Here is a 20,423-nt window from a genome sequence, read left to right on the forward strand (position 1 = left end):
TGAGGCTCGATTTCTTACGAAAAAGTCACCTCATCCACCATGAGAAGTGTTATTTTCCCGGCGCATGTCCGTGAAAATAACGAAATTTCAACGATTTCCGCCGCCTGCGGGCGACGGAACTCTGCGAGGCTTTTTCAGAACAGAACTTATAGCCCCGTCTGGTGTGTCATGCACCGGGCGGGGCTTGTTTGTTTGCTCGCCGCATGATACAATGTGGTCAACCTGAATAAGGGAGGGAGCGTTATGAGCGAGACCTATTGTGGAAAAAGCTGTCAAGAATGCGGCTATCGGGCGGAAACCGGCTGCCGGGGCTGCCGGGAGGAGGCCAGCCGGGAGGAGGCCAGCCGGGAGTGTAAGCTGGCCCTGTGCTGTCGGCAGAAGGGACACGAAACCTGCGAAAGTTGCGTGTTCAACACACAATGCGGTATGTATCAAGGGAGAAATACCGCACCTCAGTATCGCCTGGCCCAAAAGAAGGCGGAATTGGAGTACCAGCAGCAGCTCCGGGAGCGGGGTAGCTTCCTGGCCAAGTGGATTTGGGTGTTGTTCTGGCTCTTTATCCCTGCCAACATTGCCAGCGTCATCGTCCAGTGGATGCCCAGCATCCAGGTGGTGGGATACCTGTTGGACTTTGCCTGTGGCGTGGTGTACGGTGTGGTGCTGCTGCGCATTGCCTCCAGAGCAGAGGGGTATCGCTGGGCGGGGATTTTGATTTTGATTACCGCGCTTCTGGATGGAGGAACCATCTTCATCGGCAATGAGGCCTTGGCTCTGACGGTTTCCCTGTGCAGTGCCATCCTCTCCTTCTTTAGCTGCTACAATGAGTTTAACGCCCACGCCGACGTGCTGGCCGGGTTGGACAACGAGCTCAGCGACCAGTGGAGAAAACTGTGGAAGTGGATGCTGATCGCCACCATTGCCATGATTGTGGGTGTGATCTTCACGGTCATCGTCATTGGCGCTTTGGTGTTTTTGGCAGCTATCATTGCTCTTTTGGTCATCGGAATCCTCAAGCTGGTGTATCTCTTCCGTACAGCCCAGGCTTTCCAAGATGTGGCCGCCCGATAAATAGGCATAAAAAATCCCGGTGCAAGAATTGCACCGGGATTTTTGTATCTCTGGGACTTAGGCCAGCTCGGCGGTGTCCAGGGCGATCATCAGCTCCTCGTTGGTGGGGATGAGCAGCACCTTGACGGGGGAGTCGGGGGTGGAGACAACAGTCTCCTTGCCGCGGACGTTGTTGGCCTCGGGGTCCATGTGAATGCCCATGAACTCCAGGCCGGAGGCGATGGACATACGCTCGGCGGCGGAGTTCTCACCCACGCCAGCGGTGAAGATGACGGCATCCACACCACCCATGGCGGCGGCATAGGCGCCGATGTACTTCTTCACGGAGTAGCAGAACATGTCCAGAGCCAGAGCGGCGCGCTCATTGCCCTGCTCGGCAGCGGCAGTGAGGTCACGGAAGTCGGAGGACACGCCGGACACGCCCAGCACGCCGGACTTCTTGTTGAGCACGTTCATCATCTCTGCCATGCTCATGTTGTGCTTGTTCATCAGGTACTCCAGAATACCGGCATCCAGATCGCCGGAACGGGTGCCCATGGGAACGCCAGCCAGGGGGGTGAAGCCCATGGTGGTGTCCACGCTCTTGCCGCCGTCAATGGCGGTGATGGAGGAGCCGTTGCCCAGGTGGCAGGAGATGAGCTTCAACTCTTCCAGGGGCTTGCCCAGCATGGCGGCGGCGCGCTGGGCCACGTACTTGTGGCTGGTGCCGTGGAAGCCGTAGCGGCGCACCTTGTCCTGCTCGTAGTACTCGTAGGGCAGAGCATAGGTGTAAGCCTTGGCGGGCATGGTCTGGTGGAAAGCGGTGTCAAACACGCCGACCTGGGGCACATCCTTGCCCATGACAGCCTCGCAGGCCTTAATGCCAGTGATGTTGGCGGGGTTGTGCAGGGGGGCCAGAGGGATGCACTCCTCCAGGGCGGCCATCACCTTCTCGTCGATCTTCACGGAGCAGGCGAAGGTCTCGCCGCCGTGCACCACGCGGTGGCCCACAGCCTCGATCTCCTTCATGGAGGAGATCACGCCATTTTTCTCGTCCACCAGGGCGCCCAGCACAGCCTGGATGGCCTCAGAGTGGGTGGGCATGGCCACGTCGGCGGCGTCGATGGTCTCCTTACCGGGGGCCTTGTAGGTGAACTTGCCGTCGATGCCGATGCGCTCGCACAGGCCCTTGGCCAGAACTTCCTGGTTGTCGGTGTCCAGCAGCTGATACTTCAGGGAAGAGCTGCCAGCGTTGATCACGAGAACTTTCATGATTGACACTCCTTATTCTTGTGTAAGATAAAATTGTATTTGCGTCCAGAGGGGAAGTATAATACAATAAAAACCGCATTTATTATAATGCTGGAAAAAGGAATAAGCAAGGGCTTTTCTGACAGTTTGGTAAGATATGTGTAAAAATACACCCAGGGAGAGGGATGAAGCATGGAAATTGTGGGCATCGTGGCAGAGTATAACCCCTTCCACAACGGCCATCGCCATCAGATTACCGCCGCCAGAGCCATGGTGGGGGAGTGCGCAGTGGTGTGCGCCATGAGTGGAAACTTCGTCCAGCGGGGGGAGTGCGCCGTTACGGATAAGTGGGCCCGGGCCCGCATGGCACTGGAAGGGGGCGCAGACCTCATTTTGGAGATTCCTACGGTTTGGGCGGTGTCCTCGGCGGAGACCTTCGCCCGAGGCGGGGTAGGGGTGCTCCACGCTGCCGGTGCCACCGCTCTCTCCTTTGGCAGTGAGACGGGAGATGGGGGGGCGCTGGAGCGAGTGGCCCAGGTTCTGGATACCCCGGAGTTTACCCAGGCCCTCCAGCCTTTCTTGGCCCAGGGCCTGCCCTTTGCCCAGTGCCGCCACCGGGCTGTGGAGGAGCTGCTGGGGCAGGCGGGGGCCGCTTGCCTGGGCAACGCCAACGACAACCTGGGGGTGGAGTACCTGCGGGCGGCCTGTCGCCTGGGGTGGACGCCCCACGTCTATCCGGTGCGCCGGGTGGGGGCTGGCCACGACGGGGGCCACCATGAGCACTATCCTTCGGCTTCCTATGTGCGAGGGGAAATTCGTTCTGGTGCCATTCCCATGGACAACCCCGCCTTTTTGGAGTACAACCTGCGGGGCATGCTGGCCCGACTGCGCAGCCTGGGCCCGGAGGACTGGGAGCAGATTCCCGACTGTGGGGAGGGGTTGGCCCAGCGGCTGTACCGGGCAGTGCGACAGGGTACCAGCCTGGAGGAAATCTATGAGCTGGCAAAAACCAAACGCTATGCCCACGCCCGCATCCGCCGAGCGGTGCTGTGGGCCGCTTTGGGACTGCGGGAACAAGACCGCCCCGCCCAGATGCCCTATCTGCGGGTGCTGGGGGCCAATGAGCGAGGACTGGGTGTGCTGCGAAATCTGGACGGCTCCATCCCTGTCATCACCAAGCCCACCCACGGGAAGAGCATCCCGCTCATGGAGCTTGAGGCGGCGTGTACGGATTTCTACGCTTTGTGCCGGAAGCACATCACTCCCTGCGGGGCGGAGTGGAGCACCAGCCCGATCATCTTGCAAAACCGTGCCAATGATGTATAATATTGTGAAGTGAGCGCAAAAAAAGGAGAGAGATAATACATGAAGCAGGCGACAAAACAAAGGGAGAGATCGTTTGCCATTACATTTCTGACGGTCCTATCCTGCCTTTCCGTGGTGATCCTTCATGCCAATGGAGTGTTCTGGCGGTTTTCCTATGAACGTGTATGGCTGACGGCCAATGTGCTGGAGTCGGTGTTTTATTTCGCCGTGCCCGTCTTTTTTATGATTTCTGGCACGACTTTGCTGGATTACCGGGATTATTATGACACCAAGACCTATGCGTGGAAGCGCATCAAGAAAACGGTGATCCCCTTTGTGCTGTGGAGCGTATTGGCCCTGATTTTTAAGATTATCATTATGGGGTACACGGTAGAGCCTGCTACGGTATATGGCGTGCTGGATACCATCATCAACTCCAAGCATTGGAATGTGTACTGGTTTTTCATGCCGTTGTTTGGGGCGTATTTGCTGATTCCCGTTATCAGTCTAATTCCCAAGGAGAATCGTCAGAGCATTTTCCTCTATGTGATTGTGGTGGGATATCTGCTCAATGAATTGATTCCCTTCATCAATCGGCTCTTTGGCCCAGTGATTCCGGTCAGCAGCAAGTTGAGCTTCCCCCTCACCAGCAGCCTACTGATATACCTGTTTGTGGGGTACTATATCTACCATTTCCCCATTGCCCGGAAGGTGCGCCTGGTGATTTACGGGCTGGGTGTTTTGGGATTGGCGGCACACATCATAGGGACGTGGTACTGCTCCTATCAGGCCGGAGAAGTGGTGAGCTTGTTTAAGGGGTATACGAACCTGCCCGGTGCTCTGTATTCCACCGCCATTTTCCTGTTTTTCCGCTACTTCAACTTTGATCGCGTGGGCAACAAGGTGAAGCGTGCGCTGGAGTACGTCAGCTCGGAAACCTTTAATGTCTACTTGATTCATATGTTTGTGCTGAACATGACCACCAAGGTGTTTCATGTGACTTGGAACAGCTTTTTTAGCCGCACGGTGGGAGCCTTCTTGGTGTTTTTGGGCATCTGCCTGGTGTGCAAACAGTTGAAAAAATGGAAGCCGTTCCGTCTTCTCCTCACGTAAGTGTGAACTTGCAGTGGAGTTGTATGAAGATCATATCAGAAAGGAAGATGAAAGATGCGTGCATACGAACGCTTTTTAACCTATGCCAAAATCCATACTCAGTCCAGCGAGGACACCGGTGTGACCCCTTCCACCCCTGTGCAGTGGGATTTGGCCCGTGTGCTGGAGCAGGAGCTTCGCGACCTGGGGGTACAGAATGTGAAGCTGGATGAGCAGTGGTGCATTGTCACCGGCCACATTCCAGCGACCACTGGCATGGAGCATGTCCCTGCTCTGGGCTTTTTGGCCCATATGGACACCGCGCCCGCTTTTTCCGGGGAGAACGTCAATCCCGTGCTCCACGAAAACTATGACGGCGGCGACGTGGTGTTGCCCCAGGAGGGCCGGGTGATCCGGGCCAAAGAGTTCCCCTTCCTGGCAGACCTCAAGGGCAAGACCCTCATCACTGCCGACGGTACCACCCTGCTGGGAGCCGACGACAAGGCGGGCATTGCGGAGATCATGACCCTGTGTGAGCGGCTGCTGGCTGGAGAGGTGGCCCACGGCCCCATTTGCGTGGCCTTCACCCCCGACGAGGAGATCGGAGAGGGGCCCAACCACTTTGACGTGGAAGGCTTCGGAGCCCAGTACGCCTATACCGTGGACGGCGGGGCTGCTGGTTCCATTGAGTATGAGAACTTTAACGCCGCATCCGCCAAGGTGGACATCACCGGCGTGTCGGTCCACCCCGGCTACGCCAAGGATGTGATGGTCAACGCCATTTTGCTGGCTCAGCAGCTCAATACTCTGCTCCCCGCCCAGGAGACCCCCGCCCACACCGATGGGTATGAGGGATTTTTCCACTTGGATCGGTTGGAGGGCACCACCGCCTCTGCCCGCATGGAGTACATCATCCGTGACCATGACCGGGCCAAGTTTGAGCAGCGCAAGGCTCAGATGCGTCAGGCTGTGGATACCATCCAGGGCCAGTACCCCGCTGCTCGGGTGGAATTGACCATGCAGGACAGCTACTACAACATGAAAGAGAAGCTGGAGGACTGCATGTTCCTCATTGAAAACGCCCAGAAGGCGGCCCAGGCTGCCGGGGTGAAGGCAGAGGTGGAGCCCATCCGGGGCGGCACCGACGGCGCCCGACTGTCCTTTATGGGCCTGCCCTGTCCCAACCTGGGTACCGGTGGCTATAACTTCCACGGTCCCCTGGAGTGTGTTGCTGTGGAGGACATGGACGCCGTGACCGATATCCTGGTGCACCTGGCAGAAATCCACGGGAAAACATTTACAAATTGTTGATGTATTTTTCTTATCACCCGGTAAAATGAAAGGAAGAGCGGGCACATGTGAACCCGCAGAAAACACCCCCCATGGGGAGGAGGCCTTTGGTTGATTTATCGAAATCGTGGTTACGGTCCCATTGACCGGTTTTGTGCCAAACATCCCAACTTTGGCATTCCCAATCTGATGAAAATCATCGTGTTTGGGCAAATTGTTGTGTATGTTGTAAATTTGTTGGCCAGCCTGATGTTCCGCCATAGCTTTGTGAGTTTTTTGGAGTTTATACCCGCCTATATTCTCCAAGGCCAGCTGTGGCGTCTGGTGACTTGGGTGGTGGTGCCCTACGCATCCAGCCCCTTTATGCTGCTTTTGAGCTGCTACTTCTATTACTGGATTGCCGCCATGCTGGAGCGGGAGTGGGGCACGGCCCGGTTCAGCCTCTTTTACCTCAGCGGCATGGTCCTGTCGGTGCTGTTGGGAATGGCTATGGGCATGGTGCAGATGTACACCACCTTTACCGCCAGTCCCATTGACTTGGGCTACTATCTGAACCTGTCCATCTTCCTGGTGTTGGCTCTGTTGTACGGGGAGCTGGAAGTGCTGTTGTTCTTTGTGGTACCGGTGAAGATGAAGTGGATGGCCCTCATTGATGTGGTGCTGGTGGTGGTGGATATGGTCCGCCTGTTCCAGTACGGACGTTGGATGTTGGCCCTGGTGCCTCTGGCCAGCTTTATCAACTTCTTCATCTTTACCTGGCCCTTCTGGCAGACCAAGCTGGGGATTGTGCGGCACAAGACCGATCCCAAGGTGATTCACTTCAAGCAGGCCCAGAAAAAGGCTCAGGAGACCAAGGGGTATCACCACAAGTGCGCCGTGTGCGGAATCACCGATGCCGACGACCCGGATATGGAGTTTCGTTACTGCTCCAAGTGCGACGGCTACTATTGCTATTGCGCCAATCATATCAACAACCACGTGCACATTCACAAAGATTGAACTTCAAAGCCTTCAGAGCTATGCTCTGAGGGCTTTGTCTTGCCTTATGGGTAAAAAGATGGTATAATTTGCGTAAATAAAATGTAAAAAATGGGAGAGATGCACAGTGAAACGATTGCTATGCCTGGCCGTACTCATGGCCTTGGCGTTGTCGCTGACGGTATCCCCGGGGTTGGCTAGTCAGACCCAGGAGGAGATCACCATCCTGTACACCCACGACATGCATTCCGCCTTCCTTCCCCGGTTGGATGAGGAGGGAAACCAGGTGGGGGGATATGCCCGACTGAAAACCCTCCTGGACCAGCAGCGCAAGGAACACCCCAACGCGCTGGTGGTGGACGGAGGTGACTTTTCCATGGGGACCCTGTTCCAGACTGCCTATGCCAGCTCTGCCTTGGAGTTGCGGGCCTTGGGGCGGATGGGGTATGACGCTACCACCTTTGGAAACCATGAGTTTGACTACCGGGCGTCCGGCCTGAGTTCCATGCTGTACGCTGCCAAGGACAGCGGAGACCCCCTGCCTGCCATTGTGGATGCCAACTACCTGCCCCCCAAGGAGGACGAGGAGACCTGGGATGCGCTGTATTCCTATGGCGTGCAGGACTATACCATTCTGGAACGGGGTGGTATGTGCTATGTGATTTTTGGCCTGACAGGGCTGGACTCGGACGCCTGTGCCCCCATGTCTGGCATGAAGCTGTCCGATCCGGTGGAGACGGCCAAGAAGGTGGTGAAGGAGGCCACCGAGCAGTGCCAGAACGCCTATGGACAGGACCCGGTGGTGATCTGCCTGTCCCACTCGGGAACGGTGGATGGAAAAGGGGAGGACTATGAGCTGGCCAAAGAGGTGGACGGCATCGACGTGATCGTTTCCGGCCACACCCACACCACTTTGAACCAGCCCATTGAGGTCAACGACACCTACATCGTCTCCGCTGGAGAAAATGGACAGAATCTGGGAGTGCTCACCTTGACCCGCACCCAGGACGGGGTGGAGCTGAAGGACAGCCAGCTGATTCCCGTCACCGAGGGGATTCAAGAGGACCCGGAGATGGTCCAGTGGCTGGAGCAGGCCAAGGACCAGGTGGAGCAGGAATATTTGGCCCAGTTTGGCATGGAGTTCGACCAGGTCCTGGTGAACAACTCCTACGACTTTGACTCGGTGGACGAGGTGTATGCCACCCAGCACGAGTCCACCCTGGGCAATCTCCTGGCGGATGCCTATTACTGGGCGGGCATGAAGGAAAGCAGCGACCCGGTGGATGTGGCTCTCACCGCCTCGGGGGTCATTCGAGATACCTTTCCCAAAGGGGAGATCACCGTGGCCCAGGTGTTCAATGTGGCATCTCTGGGCATTGGAGCCGATGGTGTGCCGGGATATCCGCTGATTTCTGTATACCTGACGGGCAAAGATTTGAAAAATACCCTGGAGGTGGATGCCTCCGTGACCCCGCTGATGACGGCAGCCCAGCTGTTTTGTTCCGGGGTGCAGTACTCCTTCAACACCAACCGCATGATCTTTGACAAGGTGGACGAGGCGGTGCTGGTGCGCCCGGACGGCGTCACCGAGCCCATTGTGGACGACCAACTTTATCATGTGGTGACGGGGCTGTACTTGGGGCAGATGCTGGGGGCGGTGGAGGACTCCTCCTTTGGCATTCTCTCCGTCACACCGCGAGACGCTCAGGGGAACCCCATCTCCACCCAGCAGCTGGAAGAGCACATCCTTTTGGATGAGCAGGGCAAAGAGGTGAAAGAGTGGTATGCGGTGGCCAGCTACTTGCAGTCCATGGGTGGCGAGATGGCACCCATGTACGGGCAGACCGATGGACGCAAACAGGTGTACTCCAGTTGGAACCCGGTGAGCTTGCTCAAACATGCGGGCCTGCCCACCTATGTGGCCATGATTGTTGCGGTGATGGTCATCCTCCTGGTGGTGCTGGTGGTTTGGCTGGTGAGAAAATCCATTCTCCGCCATTCCAGTAAGAAGCTGCAGCCATGACAAAAGAAAGATGAAAAACCAAGGCCCCGGGATCAGAGACAACCTCTGGTCCCGGGGCTTTCTTCGAGCACCGGGGCAGGGGGCAACCCATAGGATGAAGTGCCGGATTCCCACACGTGGGGCCGGGAAAGGAGTGACATCCTATGGTTCAACCATGGAATTTGGCGGCGTTGGGGGAGGGGGAGAGCGGATATGTGATATCCGTATCCACCCACCCCGCCCTCAAGCACCGCTTGGAAGATTTGGGGCTCATTCCAGGGACACGGGTTACCTGTATGGCCCGTAGTCCGGCGGGGGACCCCTGTGCATATTTGATTCGAGGCGCCCTCATTGCCCTGCGTCAGGCTGATGCCCGGGAGATTGCCCTGCGCCCAGCCCAGGAATGGAGGGGGTAAACCATGGGCCTGTGTGTGGCCCTGGTGGGCAACCCCAATGTGGGCAAGTCCACCGTGTTCAACGCCCTCACCGGCCTGCATCAGCACACCGGCAACTGGGCGGGCAAGACGGTGGATGTGGCCAAGGGGGCCTTTACGTGGCAGGGGGAGACGGTGGAAGTGGTAGATTTACCCGGCACCTACTCCCTGCAAACCTCCTCGCCGGAGGAGGACATTGCCCTGGATTATCTGCTTCACGGTGAGGCCCAGGGTGTGGTGGTGGTGTGCGACGCCACCTGTCTGGAGCGCAACCTCATTTTAGCCCTCCAAGTGCTGGAGGTGACAGGACATGTGCTGGTGTGTGTCAACCTCATGGACGAGGCGGCACGGCTGGGGGTGCGGGTGGATTTGAATGCTCTGGAGCAAAACCTGGGGGTGCCGGTGGTGGGCGTTTCCGCCGGTCCGGGAGTAGGCATGGAGACACTGAAAGAGCGCATGGCGGCTCTGGTCCAGGGTGAGCTGACGGGAAAGGCCCGCCCCGCCATCCCGCCCATGGAGCGGGTACACACCGCCCAGAACTACGCTCAGCAGGCGGTGGCCTCCGCGCCCACCCCCCAGGCCCGCCGCCAGGAGAAGTGGAACAAGTGGCTGACCAGCCGGGGTACCGCCATCCCCCTGATGCTGGTGCTGCTGGCTGGAGTGATGTGGCTGACGGTGGCGGGGGCAAACCTGCCCTCGGCGCTGCTTTCCCAGGGCTTTGACTGGTTGGGGGAACAGCTGCGTGTGTGGATGCAGGACTGGAATCCCCACTTGAAGGCCTTCTTGCTGGACGGGGTGTATGGGGTCACTACCTGGGTGGTGTCGGTGATGCTGCCACCCATGGCCATTTTCTTCCCCCTGTTCACCCTGTTGGAGGATTTGGGCTACCTGCCCCGGGTGGCTTTTGTGCTGGACCACGCCTTTCAAAAGGCTCGGGCCTGTGGGAAACAGGCCCTGACTATGTGCATGGGGATATTTAGGGTGTACATAATTACATGGCCACAACAGCCGCTTTGCCATTTGTGCGTGTTGTGTTGACTGTATTCAAAACATTGGTATGGTGAACATAGCTCGTAAAATTGAATCGTTATGGTTTTGAAGTGTACAAACTACATAGGCGTATATATAGTAGTAGTGAAAGGACGAATGGGCAAAAACCAAAAAACATAGAGAAGGGCGGCGAAAGCCGCCCTAACTCTGCGCTAGGATTGAAAAAGAGGGGTTGAATATGGTCTATACGTTGAAGCTGACTAAAAACAATGGTTCTGTTGAGGAACACACATTTGACCAGAGGGCGGTTATTGCCAGTGAAGACAATCCGCATATCATCTGCTTTCCCTATCTGGATAGGGACACAGGAATGCACATGGTGAGTGTGGAGTATGTAAAGAGGCTCACAGGGGACATGATACACCCAATAGAGCCGGGATATATTGTCTTTGAGGCCAGCACTACAAAGAGAGTTCAACTTTATAACCGCAACGACGATGGTACACTGGGGCGTGAAATTGAGTACACCAGCCAGAGACTGACACGGTTGTGCCTGGAGCATAACGAGAATACCACCGTCAGACAAGCCGCCGTGTTGACTATGCTAGAGGCTGATGGAGACATTACAAAGTTGTCGAGAGATATGGCTATCACAGAGGATGGCATATGGAAAACTATCGCTAGAATGGGCGTGTAGAGCAACAATACAAAAATAGCCGCCTTGTACTATGACAGGGCGGCTTTACTTATCCGTTGGGGAATCTTCCATGTTTGCCAGTGCATAAGAGATCATTTGATTGATTAACTCGTTTCTACTGATTTCAATGGCGGCGGCTTTAGCGTCAACAATCTGGAGGATATTTGTGGGAATGCGAAGAGAGATAACTTCTTTCTCTGGTTTGCGTGCTATAAATTTTTCCAATTATTTCACCGCCTTATGTTGATTATTGTAGTCTATTCTGATAATATGGAATATATTCAAAATTAGATATTGAAAATAGAATATATAGGGGTGTAAGAATGAGACAAAAAGGATTAGCTGGTATTCTGGCAGTATTGTTTATTGTTGGAACGTGTGGATGTGCTACTGGTTCTGAGAAAAAGGATGAAAACAATCTCTCCATTGTTTTGTCAACCAATGCGGTGGAAGTTTCAGTTGAGGAATCCGTAGAAATTACATATGTACTTATGCCGGAAAACAGCGAGAAACAGACGGTAGAATGGAAGTCCACAGATGAGACGATTGCCATAGTTGATGATTCTGGGGTTGTTACAGGTGTAGCGGTGGGAGAGACAAATATCATTGCTTCTTGTGGGGATGATGTTTTTGCTACATGTGCTGTGACCGTAAAGGAAAAATCTGCGTATGAACGACTGGACGACAAGGAGCAAGAGTTAGTTGATGCATTGCTGGCAAATATCAATGTATTTTATGACCCAAGTTCAGTCTCTATTGTGTATGCATATCTGTCTGCCAATGGAACATGGAATATTACAGTGCGGGCGCACAATCAAATGGGTGGGTATTCAGAACAAGATTATGATTTGAAGCCGGATGGCACAATTGAGGAGCCAATATTCAACCATGTAGAGATGCCGGGCAATGAAGATTATAACTATGATTTGATTAACGAAGCCATTGCTGAGTACACACAGGGTGCATAATGCTCTACAATTATGGACGGCAGAAATATGGTTTAGTAAAGTGGCTATAATGTTCCTATTTGTTTTTCTGGATATGTCCGAAAATTGAAGGGTATTTACGGAGAATTGAAGTGTGCGAAATACGCCCCACCTGTTATTCTGGTATCAGAGACAGGAAAGGGGCGTGTTTCTTTTATGGAGAGCCGTACATACTACTATGCCAGAGTTTCAAGCCAGTCGCAGAATCTAGATCGGCAGATTGCGGCGTTTAAGGCCATGGGGGCATCAGACCGGGACATTATCACCGACAAGGAAAGTGGGAAGGATTTGCAGAGGTCGGGCTACCAGGCGTTGAAAAATGCCATGCTACGCCGTGGAGATACCCTTGTTGTAAAGTCATTGGATAGACTGAGCCGAAACAAGAATGATATTAAGCTGGAGTTGCAGCATTTCAAAGAGAACGGCATACGGTTAAAGGTTCTGGATTTGCCCACAACGCTCATAGACTACCCAACAGGGCAGGAATGGGTGCTGGATATGATAAACAACATTTTGGTGGAAGTACTTGCCTCCATTGCCCAGCAGGAGCGGGAGACGATTCGCCAGAGACAAGCGGAGGGAATTGTGGCAGCGAGGGAGAAGGGGAAGCGGTTCGGTAGGCCCCCAGCACAGAAACCGGACAACTGGAATACTGTCATAGAGCGGTGGAGGGCCGGAGAGATCACAGCGGTGGAGGCCATGCGGCAAACAGGCATGAAGAAAAGCACGTTCTACAAGTTGACACAAAGTTGAAGGATAAATTTCAAAAAAACAATGGTGGGGCCATTACACCCCACCATTTGCCTTTATATGTCGCCCAGCTTTAGAAAGATCAACCCAAGGAGAGCCAGAAGAGGAGAAATTCCCAGAAGACAAGCCAAAAGTAACGCTTTTAACAATTTTCCCATAAGTTACACCCTTTCAAAGTATGACATGATGTTTTGTGGTCAGCAGGTACAACCCTAGCGGTATGGTAAATAGGAGGGCTGTAGCATCTCTTTGTTCTGGTGTTGTGCCGCTGGAGGCCAGCCAGAGCATGAGGCTGCTGATTGCTAGGAGACACAGCCCCATTGCTCTTTGCTGGATGTACAGGCGGCGTAGTGTTCTACGCCCCATGTGTTACCCCTCCACCATTTTTACCATGCAATCACCACAGATCAGGTTGATTGCCTTGCCGCTTCTTGCAATGTTGCCGCACCGGGGGCAAACATAGCGGTGGTTGTGGTTGGGACGTGGAGCAGATACAGGAGTTCCACCCTCTGCTGCACGGTTTCCGGTTGGAATAGCGGATAAACCGGGGACGTTGCGGCACAGCTCGATTTCACGAAACTCATCGTGGAGCAAAACCCAGTCCAGAAGCCTATCAGATAGGACGCTGGAAGTATCAGACCACCCATATTTTTCGGTTCTGGTACAGATCAGGCCGTGGGCCTCTGCGGTTGCTCTGAACACCTTGGAATGATATGTTCCACCCCTGGAGGTATCGAAGATGTTATGTTGCAGATTCAAAAGGTGACAGCTCTCATGGATGAGGCTGGATACTATCAGCTCCAGAGGGCGGCTGAGATAGCTGGAAGAGATGTTCAGCTCCCGGCGCTTTACATCCTTTCCACATTCCCAAATGGGTTCCACGGAGACATGGGCATATGCCCTCGCAGTGGGAACAACGGTGATGGTTGGCATCTCCAGTTCATCATCAAAAAAGTCGTGGTTGATTGCCCGGAACATCCGCTCGATTTGGTTGGTGAGGCGGGACATGGAAGTTACTTGTTTCGGCATGGTGTACGCTCCCTTTCAAAAAATTGTAGTTGATTCAATGGGAGCGGGCGGTTATACTAATGGCACCCGCTCCCGTGATTGGGTGAGTGGTGTAGAGGTCTGCTATCTAAACTTTGGTCGGTTGGGGTAGCAGGCTTCTTTTATTTGCTGATGGAAAAGCGTTTGCTCTGGGTCTGCTTGATGTACGCCGTGTAGACCTGGGGAAGAGCTTTTTTGAAGGCAGTGGTATCAAAACGCGGGGTTAGTACGCTTGTGTATCGTATGATGTGAGTACCTACGGCCAACTCTTCAAGGCCCATGCTGTCCATGTGGCGTTTGAGTTCATCTTTGATACCTTCAATCTCTGCTTTCAGCTCTTCCATGAGTTCCTCCAACTCCTCCAGTTCCGTGATTCGAGAGGTGAGTTCCATTGTTGACATATACATCTTCCTTTCTGTCTTGGGGTGAACGGGCGATGGTGGGCATTGCATCTGTGACTGCCATTTGCAGGTTCCTGTGCATCCTGTACCATTCTTGCCTTGCATTCTTATCTACTTGCGATTGCTTTCGAGTGACTACCTTGGCCCGTCCGGTGTTCCCTTGCTGTGATTACATGATACTACGTACGTAGTGATTTGTAAATTGACAGAAAAAACAAAATGCGTACGTAGTTATTGGTGAAAATAACTATGTACGCAGTATGATGCAAGTGGTATACTGGGTCAGAGGTGATATACAATGAAAGAAACAAGCGCAAAGGCCAAATATGACATTGAATATGCAAAAAATAAGATTAAGCGTGTACCGCTGGATATGCAAAAGTCGGATTATGAAAAATTGCAAGCTGCGGCAAATGCGGCAGGGGAAAAAATCAATGCATATATAAAGAAAGCGATTGCAGAGCGGATGGAGCGTGAGCAAGCACAGGTGGGGGGTGGTTTTGGTTTTTCGGCTGAGAATCCAGAGAAAAATTGAGGTTGTCGGTTCATCGTATTTACAGCCTTGTAAAAATAAGCTGCGGTCACTGGTGAGGGATGGTATTCCTTCTCGGTGATCGTGGCTTTTCTTTTTTGGGGGACACTATAAAGCATCTGAGAGGCCACAGAATACGATTTGAGGACTATGAGTGTAGTTCACCAGAATAACGCTCGTGATGCGTGTGGAGCCTCTGAGAGCGAAATAGAAGGTGTTTTGATGCGCATGGACAGTGACGGAGATATACAATGGCCGTAAAGGCCTGTGAGAGGCCGCTGGAGATGTTTCTGACGTGTTTTGGTGTCCTGTGTACGTCTGTGCATAGATTGACCGTGTAGAGGCTCTGAGAGCCAAATAGATGGCATGACGTAGTTTGTACGATGTGAGTATGTGATAGAAACCTATTTGACATGGAGGGCAGGTAATAAGTTGGGGTATATCTCAACGGTTTGGACGGGGGTTGCAGGTTTGCGGTAATAGAGGGGGTAGTCAGTTTACGGTTAAAAGTAGGGTCCCCGGTTTGTGGTTATGGGTGTGGGGTTCGCAGTTTGCGGGTGGGGGTAATGGGGGCTGTGGGTTTGCGGTTATGTATGCGGAGCCCCAAGCGGTGGCGGGGGTAGCCACTTTGCGGTTAGGGACGTGGAGGGTCACTCCCTGGCGGTATAATCTGGGACACCAGACCCCAGCACCCAGACCAGGGGGTTGCACCCTTGCGGTTATGTTGGGAGGTTGGCTCCAAATTAAATACCAGGACAAAAGATTGGGGGGTGGTAGGTTAGCGGTTAGGAAAGGGCAGTTGTCCAAAAGAGAAAGGAGGTGAAGATTTTTGAAGGATGATATAACAGCAAATTTAGATTTTATATGCGCTTGTTGCGGCAGGCCGGATACCATAGCCTCCACCGTAACTCTCCAGGTCAATTATGGCTCTATTTATGATGGGGAGCGGGTGAAAATCCCCTTGTGTGGGAGGTGTTTTGATAATCTGTACGGGAAACTGAGGGGACATCCGTATATTACGCCCTTGGAAAGTGAGTTTTAACGATTGCAATAAAGAAAATTGTCCAATATCTGGCCGTAATAACCATTATTTAGGAGAATCTTTAGTTTATAAAAGAATTTTGGACACATTTTCGCGGGGGCATGTCCCCCATTGCTCATATGCACTATCGTGTTGTCTTCATAGCTCTCTTGTCTTAGTTTAATAACTATATTGTTATATATCTCTTATCTCTCTTTCTCTTTTAGGACCATGTCCAGAAAACCCTTGTGGGTCATGGGTTTTCCATGCTATTACTTCACACATACTGTACACACTCTGTGTCACGGGAAAATTTTTGATTAAAATTATGAACTTTTCAAGGTACAAACCCGACTTTCTCAGTGACAGGAACTGGTCTTCTGCGTCTACCCAATCCAGTCGGTAGGAGGGACTAGCCTATACGTCTATCCAGACCAGTCGACAGGAGGTGGTAACATAGCTTGCATGAACAAAAACATTCATTTTTCATGTGTATAACTGAAAGGAGTGCCAAAAATGACAGAATTACAACCAAATGAATCTAGAACAAGAATTGTTGATGTAAGGGAGGGAAGGATAGAGTACACGATTAAAGCGAGTGGAACGAAAGACTATTTTAGTTATGATGAAATCCTGTATAGAGTTCTTTGTTCAAATATCTTGAAACCATACTGTGGCAAAGATGGAAGGTCTAGGGTAAAAGTTTATAACAATGGGAGGGATGAAAATTTTCTGTTGTATGATGTAGCAATGGCATGCTATATGGGAGTTGTCAAAGAAGATACGTTTTTGGAGGATATGTTTGAATATCGAAAACACAAGATCGATAGAGACCTTGTTGTAGATCATGCGGATGGAAACGAGAGCAATAATACCAAATATAATATTTCGCTGATGACTAGAGAGGCAAACAATCAAAAAGGGAGGATTGTATCTAGGTTTCGCAGGCCGTTTATCGTGGTTCCGTGTTATGTCGATGGAATCTATCGTGTGCGTTTTCAGGTGACAACACACATGGATGTGCTGATTGCAGCGGTAAACCGTTTTTTGTTTCAAAAAGGGAAAGGGTGCATATTAGGCAATCCAGAGAGTACACTGGTACAAAATCTATACTGCGATAACGAATACGACTTCTTTGCATTGCTAAACCACATTGCTGATAGGAACATACGATATGCTGGAATAGAGGTAGTTCAGAGACAGAGGACAGGCAGAGGATGGAGAAAAACAAGTGAGAGTTGCTTTCTGGATGATGTTTTGACTTCCATGCAGGCACAAGAGTGTTTGGCAAAAGAGCCGCTACATATGTTTGACAGGTTCACAATTCAAAATGAGCTGTGAAGGGAAAACGTAACAACTTTTTTTGTAACCGTATTGACATATTGCACAAAATGTGATAATAGAATATGTGCAAAATGAATAATAAACGCACAAAAAAAGAGAACAAAGTGATGCAAAAAGACCAGAGATATACGCCTTGTTATGATAAAATGCTGAAAAAAAGAGAGCATAATGAGGCAAAATATCGGAAATATATACCTTGTTATGATGAAATGCTGTAAAACGGGACATTACAGCCCATATTGTTACTTTGGACATATCAAACACTGCATACGACATAAAAGTTCCGATAAGTAGTGCAGTGTTTCAAATCCTAGTCGGAGGCGGGAGAGTAACAGTGCTATTTTGAAAGGAGTATCAATGAGAAGCACTGTTATAGGAAACATGTCGCCTGTGGTGGAAATCATAAACTTTGGCTCATTCTCATATAACGGGGACGGGAATCCAGATATGGACAAGAGTGTAAGCCCGTCACAATACAGCATGGATGACCAAATAATTCAGGTGAGTAGTTATTTTGGAGATAAATCAATAAAAGACATACTCAAACAGTATGTCCAGGAACGCTATATCGCAGAAATTGAAGTTGAGAAAGACACGCCTACACAGTACAATGAAACTGGCAAAGCGACTGTTGTGGCCTCGGGAAATGGGATGTGAAGATGAGGACACAACAAGAGAACAGGGAATTTCGTACTGCTATTTATTTGCGCTTATCCAAGGATGATGAGGGAGCGGGAGAAAGTTCCAGCATAACAAACCAGAGAAGCATATTGCAGGAGTACGCAAGAGTACATGGTTTTGTGGTTTTACAGGAATATGTGGATGATGGCTATTCGGGAACAAATTTTGATCGTCCCGGCTTTCGGCGCATGAGAGCAGACATTGAAGCAGGAAGAATCAACTGTGTCATGACAAAAGACTTATCCAGACTTGGAAGAAACAGTGCAGTAATAACTAGTTTGTTGGATGAGTATTTTCCAGAACGCAAGGTGCGGTATATATCTGTCATTGATGGATATGATTCCTACAACCTTTCCAGCGGAGTATCTATGAGCGCAACCATGATGGCTGTGGTACATGAACTATACGCAAGAGATACGAGTGCAAAGATCAAAAGTTCCTTTCAAGCAAAGATGGAACAAGGGGAGTATATTGCCAGCTTTCCACCATATGGGTACAAAAAAGATGTGGAGCATGGGAATAAAAATCGACTCGTTGTGGATCGTGAGGTTGCACCCGTAGTTCAGCTCATATTCCAAATGGCTGCGGAGGGGCAACGTCCTGGAAAGATTGCAGAATACTTAAACAGTAATGGAGTAGCTACACCAGCTATGTACAGATGCAAGAAAAGGCCGTACCTGAGAGTGGAGGACTACACACGGAGAAAAGAGTGGACATCCCAAATTATCTGCAAGATGTTGAGAAATGAAGTGTACTTAGGAAAAACTGCGCAAGGAAAGACAAGAAAACTCTCGTTCAAAAGTAAGGTATCACAGCCGATTCCACGGAGTGAATGGATTGTGGTAGAGGGAACGCACGAGCCAATCATCACGGAGGAAACATTCCGTATGGTACGCAGTCGCAGCGTTGCCAGACGTAATCCACCAACGAAAGGATTTGAAAGTGTGTTTTCGGGCATTGCAAAATGCGCTGATTGTGGGAAAAACATGACCTTGGCCCCGTCCAAAAAGAAGGGAAGCATTTACAATCTGTGCTGCAACGGCTACAAATCCTACGGAGCTAGAGAGTGTAGTAATCACTTCATCGACTACAACCTGCTGTACAATGCGGTGCTGCATGAGATACGCAAACTTGTTGCGCTGAACGAAGATGAAAAAGCCCAAATTCTCAAAGAGCTAGAACGAGAAGAAGCCGAACGCAGCCAAATCATGTATGCCAGCAGAGAACAGGCCTATGCAAGTTTGGAAGAGCGCATGACAAGGGTTGTTCAGTCATTGAAGAAACTACATGAACAGTATTCCTGCGGTGAAATTTCAAAGACTGTATATACAAAGTTGTCTGAGGAATACACAATGGACTTGGAGAGCCTGGAGAAGTCCAAAAGCAGTCTGGAAGAGAGTGCGGAAGCTCCAACAAAAAGTGAATCATATCGTAAGTTCTTTCAGCTTTTGGAGGAGGTAACAGATGTGAAGGTGTTGACAAAGCCACTGCTGAGGAAATTGATTGAGCGCATAGAAGTGGAACAGGGAAGATTTGTTGTTGGAGAAGACGGAAAGAAACATAAAGAGCAAAATGTGAGAATATACTTTAGATTTGTTGGAAATTTAGACACAGAGGAAACAACACCCTAAGTTTCCCTGACCATGTGCATGAGTTTAGGCTGCACTGCCTGCGGGGTGACGGGCTGCCGCATCATCGACAGCCCCCGGGAGCGGCTGGCTGCCATGCTCACCGCCTCTCTGGTGCCCTGCAACGGAAAATTTCCCACCCTGTTGGCCCTCATCACCCTGTTTCTAGTGGGAGAAGGGGGGAGCCTTACGGGAGCGGCGGCTTTGCTGGGGGTACTGCTGCTGGGTGTGGCGGCTACCTTGGGCTGTACCCGGCTGCTCACCGCCACGGTGCTGAAAGGGACACCCTCCGCCTTTGCGCTGGAACTGCCTCCCTTTCGGCGGCCCAGGGTGGGGCAGGTGGTGGTGCGCTCCCTGCTGGACCGCACGGTGTTTGTGCTGGCCCGGGCGGTGGTGGTGGCCGCTCCTGCCGGAGGTGTCATCTGGCTGCTGGCCAACATTACCGTGGGGAACGCTACCATTCTGGCCCATATCACCGGGTTTCTGGAGCCCCTGGGGCAGCTCATGGGGCTGGACGGGGTGATTCTCACCGCCTTCCTTCTGGGCTGGCCCGCCAATGAGATCGTTATGCCGGTGATGCTCATGGCCTACCTGGCTCATGGGCGCCTGGTGGATATGGACCAGCTCACCGGGGTGGCCTCCCTGCTGGAGGCCCAGGGGTGGACCATGACTACGGCGGTGTGTACCCTTCTCTTCGCCCTCTTCCACTGGCCCTGTTCCACCACATGCTTGACCATCTACCGGGAGAGCAAGAGCCTCAAGTGGACCCTGGTGGCGGTGGTGGTGCCTACCCTGCTGGGGGTGGGGCTGTGCATCCTGGTCAATGCTTTGGGGAGTCTGTTGGGAGTATGAAATAAGGGCCTGCCACAGTGTGGCGGGCCCTTAAAGGTGAGCGATTGCACGGAAGGGAGAAATGGGGTACAATGGAGGCCATACTGTGAGGAGGA

General features: G+C 52.1%; 20 protein-coding genes. 16 read left to right on the forward strand and 4 right to left on the reverse strand.

Annotation, left to right across the window (positions count from 1 at the left end):
* The first annotated feature begins 243 nt into the window (after positions 1 to 243).
* On the forward strand, positions 244 to 1,068 hold the full coding sequence (locus B5G37_RS01580) for a DUF3795 domain-containing protein (RefSeq protein ID WP_087253103.1): 825 nt from the start codon (positions 244 to 246) through the stop codon (positions 1,066 to 1,068).
* A gap of 57 nt (positions 1,069 to 1,125) precedes the next feature.
* Here the strand turns inward: B5G37_RS01580 and B5G37_RS01585 are convergent, their stop codons facing one another.
* Complete coding sequence (locus B5G37_RS01585; protein WP_087253105.1) at positions 1,126 to 2,319, reverse strand: acetate kinase; 1,194 nt, start codon at positions 2,317 to 2,319, stop codon at positions 1,126 to 1,128.
* A gap of 171 nt (positions 2,320 to 2,490) precedes the next feature.
* Between B5G37_RS01585 and B5G37_RS01590 the strand changes: the two genes are divergently transcribed.
* From B5G37_RS01590 to B5G37_RS01625, 8 genes are all read left to right on the forward strand, one after another.
* The gene (locus tag B5G37_RS01590; RefSeq protein ID WP_087253107.1) at positions 2,491 to 3,624 is read left to right on the forward strand and encodes a nucleotidyltransferase family protein; all 1,134 of its coding nucleotides are present in this window, start codon (positions 2,491 to 2,493) and stop codon (positions 3,622 to 3,624) included.
* Positions 3,625 to 3,663: 39 nt separating this feature from the next.
* Positions 3,664 to 4,716, forward strand: a complete 1,053-nt coding sequence (locus tag B5G37_RS01595) for an acyltransferase family protein (protein WP_087253109.1) — start codon at positions 3,664 to 3,666, stop codon at positions 4,714 to 4,716.
* Between the two features lie 54 nt (positions 4,717 to 4,770).
* Positions 4,771 to 6,006, forward strand: a complete 1,236-nt coding sequence (gene pepT, locus B5G37_RS01600) for a peptidase T (RefSeq protein WP_087253111.1) — start codon at positions 4,771 to 4,773, stop codon at positions 6,004 to 6,006.
* Positions 6,007 to 6,096: 90 nt separating this feature from the next.
* On the forward strand, positions 6,097 to 6,984 hold the full coding sequence (locus B5G37_RS01605; protein WP_242962733.1) for a rhomboid family intramembrane serine protease: 888 nt from the start codon (positions 6,097 to 6,099) through the stop codon (positions 6,982 to 6,984).
* Between the two features lie 106 nt (positions 6,985 to 7,090).
* A complete protein-coding gene (locus tag B5G37_RS01610; RefSeq protein WP_087253113.1) occupies positions 7,091 to 8,986 on the forward strand; it encodes a bifunctional UDP-sugar hydrolase/5'-nucleotidase in 1,896 nt (631 codons plus the stop codon).
* A gap of 143 nt (positions 8,987 to 9,129) precedes the next feature.
* Positions 9,130 to 9,381 carry a FeoA family protein gene (locus tag B5G37_RS01615; RefSeq protein ID WP_087253115.1) on the forward strand — a complete coding sequence of 84 codons (252 nt, stop codon included), beginning with the start codon at positions 9,130 to 9,132 and terminating at the stop codon, positions 9,379 to 9,381.
* 3 nt (positions 9,382 to 9,384) lie between these two features.
* Positions 9,385 to 10,437, forward strand: coding sequence for a FeoB small GTPase domain-containing protein (locus B5G37_RS01620; protein ID WP_087253117.1), 1,053 nt, complete (start codon positions 9,385 to 9,387; stop codon positions 10,435 to 10,437).
* 190 nt (positions 10,438 to 10,627) lie between these two features.
* A complete protein-coding gene (locus B5G37_RS01625; RefSeq protein ID WP_087253119.1) occupies positions 10,628 to 11,086 on the forward strand; it encodes a hypothetical protein in 459 nt (152 codons plus the stop codon).
* 45 nt (positions 11,087 to 11,131) lie between these two features.
* Here the strand turns inward: B5G37_RS01625 and B5G37_RS01630 are convergent, their stop codons facing one another.
* On the reverse strand, positions 11,132 to 11,311 hold the full coding sequence (locus B5G37_RS01630) for a hypothetical protein (RefSeq protein WP_087253121.1): 180 nt from the start codon (positions 11,309 to 11,311) through the stop codon (positions 11,132 to 11,134).
* Between the two features lie 98 nt (positions 11,312 to 11,409).
* Between B5G37_RS01630 and B5G37_RS01635 the strand changes: the two genes are divergently transcribed.
* Both B5G37_RS01635 and B5G37_RS01640 read left to right on the forward strand, forming a co-directional pair.
* On the forward strand, positions 11,410 to 12,054 hold the full coding sequence (locus tag B5G37_RS01635; protein ID WP_087253123.1) for an Ig-like domain-containing protein: 645 nt from the start codon (positions 11,410 to 11,412) through the stop codon (positions 12,052 to 12,054).
* Positions 12,055 to 12,138: 84 nt separating this feature from the next.
* Positions 12,139 to 12,825, forward strand: a complete 687-nt coding sequence (locus B5G37_RS01640) for a recombinase family protein (RefSeq protein ID WP_343229676.1) — start codon at positions 12,139 to 12,141, stop codon at positions 12,823 to 12,825.
* Positions 12,826 to 13,191: 366 nt separating this feature from the next.
* Here the strand turns inward: B5G37_RS01640 and B5G37_RS01650 are convergent, their stop codons facing one another.
* Both B5G37_RS01650 and B5G37_RS01655 read right to left on the reverse strand, forming a co-directional pair.
* Complete coding sequence (locus tag B5G37_RS01650) at positions 13,192 to 13,851, reverse strand: SprT-like family protein (protein ID WP_143482850.1); 660 nt, start codon at positions 13,849 to 13,851, stop codon at positions 13,192 to 13,194.
* Positions 13,852 to 13,991: 140 nt separating this feature from the next.
* Positions 13,992 to 14,270, reverse strand: coding sequence for a hypothetical protein (locus tag B5G37_RS01655; RefSeq protein ID WP_143482851.1), 279 nt, complete (start codon positions 14,268 to 14,270; stop codon positions 13,992 to 13,994).
* 298 nt (positions 14,271 to 14,568) lie between these two features.
* Here B5G37_RS01655 and B5G37_RS01660 point away from each other — a divergent pair, with 298 nt between their 5' ends.
* From B5G37_RS01660 to B5G37_RS01680, 5 genes are all read left to right on the forward strand, one after another.
* A complete protein-coding gene (locus B5G37_RS01660; RefSeq protein WP_087253131.1) occupies positions 14,569 to 14,805 on the forward strand; it encodes a hypothetical protein in 237 nt (78 codons plus the stop codon).
* Positions 14,806 to 16,339: 1,534 nt separating this feature from the next.
* On the forward strand, positions 16,340 to 17,164 hold the full coding sequence (locus tag B5G37_RS01665; protein WP_087253133.1) for a hypothetical protein: 825 nt from the start codon (positions 16,340 to 16,342) through the stop codon (positions 17,162 to 17,164).
* A gap of 360 nt (positions 17,165 to 17,524) precedes the next feature.
* Positions 17,525 to 17,824, forward strand: coding sequence for a hypothetical protein (locus B5G37_RS01670; protein ID WP_087253135.1), 300 nt, complete (start codon positions 17,525 to 17,527; stop codon positions 17,822 to 17,824).
* 2 nt (positions 17,825 to 17,826) lie between these two features.
* Positions 17,827 to 19,479, forward strand: coding sequence for a recombinase family protein (locus tag B5G37_RS01675; RefSeq protein ID WP_087253137.1), 1,653 nt, complete (start codon positions 17,827 to 17,829; stop codon positions 19,477 to 19,479).
* Between the two features lie 12 nt (positions 19,480 to 19,491).
* Complete coding sequence (locus B5G37_RS01680) at positions 19,492 to 20,328, forward strand: nucleoside recognition domain-containing protein (protein ID WP_087253139.1); 837 nt, start codon at positions 19,492 to 19,494, stop codon at positions 20,326 to 20,328.
* Positions 20,329 to 20,423: the final 95 nt, after the last annotated feature.

This window comes from Pseudoflavonifractor sp. An85 (assembly GCF_002161235.1).
Classification (GTDB): domain Bacteria; phylum Bacillota; class Clostridia; order Oscillospirales; family Oscillospiraceae; genus Enterenecus.

Coding starts and splice junctions, on each gene's coding strand:
- B5G37_RS01590 (WP_087253107.1), top strand. CDS start 2,491: ATGGAAATTGTGGGCATCGTGGCAGAGTATAACCCCTTCCACAACGGC.
- B5G37_RS01650 (WP_143482850.1), bottom strand. CDS start 13,851: ATGCCGAAACAAGTAACTTCCATGTCCCGCCTCACCAACCAAATCGAG.
- B5G37_RS01625 (WP_087253119.1), top strand. CDS start 10,628: ATGGTCTATACGTTGAAGCTGACTAAAAACAATGGTTCTGTTGAGGAA.
- B5G37_RS01665 (WP_087253133.1), top strand. CDS start 16,340: ATGACAGAATTACAACCAAATGAATCTAGAACAAGAATTGTTGATGTA.
- B5G37_RS01680 (WP_087253139.1), top strand. CDS start 19,492: ATGTGCATGAGTTTAGGCTGCACTGCCTGCGGGGTGACGGGCTGCCGC.
- B5G37_RS01595 (WP_087253109.1), top strand. CDS start 3,664: ATGAAGCAGGCGACAAAACAAAGGGAGAGATCGTTTGCCATTACATTT.
- B5G37_RS01660 (WP_087253131.1), top strand. CDS start 14,569: ATGAAAGAAACAAGCGCAAAGGCCAAATATGACATTGAATATGCAAAA.
- B5G37_RS01635 (WP_087253123.1), top strand. CDS start 11,410: ATGAGACAAAAAGGATTAGCTGGTATTCTGGCAGTATTGTTTATTGTT.
- B5G37_RS01655 (WP_143482851.1), bottom strand. CDS start 14,270: ATGTCAACAATGGAACTCACCTCTCGAATCACGGAACTGGAGGAGTTG.
- B5G37_RS01615 (WP_087253115.1), top strand. CDS start 9,130: ATGGTTCAACCATGGAATTTGGCGGCGTTGGGGGAGGGGGAGAGCGGA.
- B5G37_RS01580 (WP_087253103.1), top strand. CDS start 244: ATGAGCGAGACCTATTGTGGAAAAAGCTGTCAAGAATGCGGCTATCGG.
- B5G37_RS01675 (WP_087253137.1), top strand. CDS start 17,827: ATGAGGACACAACAAGAGAACAGGGAATTTCGTACTGCTATTTATTTG.
- B5G37_RS01585 (WP_087253105.1), bottom strand. CDS start 2,319: ATGAAAGTTCTCGTGATCAACGCTGGCAGCTCTTCCCTGAAGTATCAG.
- pepT (WP_087253111.1), top strand. CDS start 4,771: ATGCGTGCATACGAACGCTTTTTAACCTATGCCAAAATCCATACTCAG.
- B5G37_RS01670 (WP_087253135.1), top strand. CDS start 17,525: ATGAGAAGCACTGTTATAGGAAACATGTCGCCTGTGGTGGAAATCATA.
- B5G37_RS01620 (WP_087253117.1), top strand. CDS start 9,385: ATGGGCCTGTGTGTGGCCCTGGTGGGCAACCCCAATGTGGGCAAGTCC.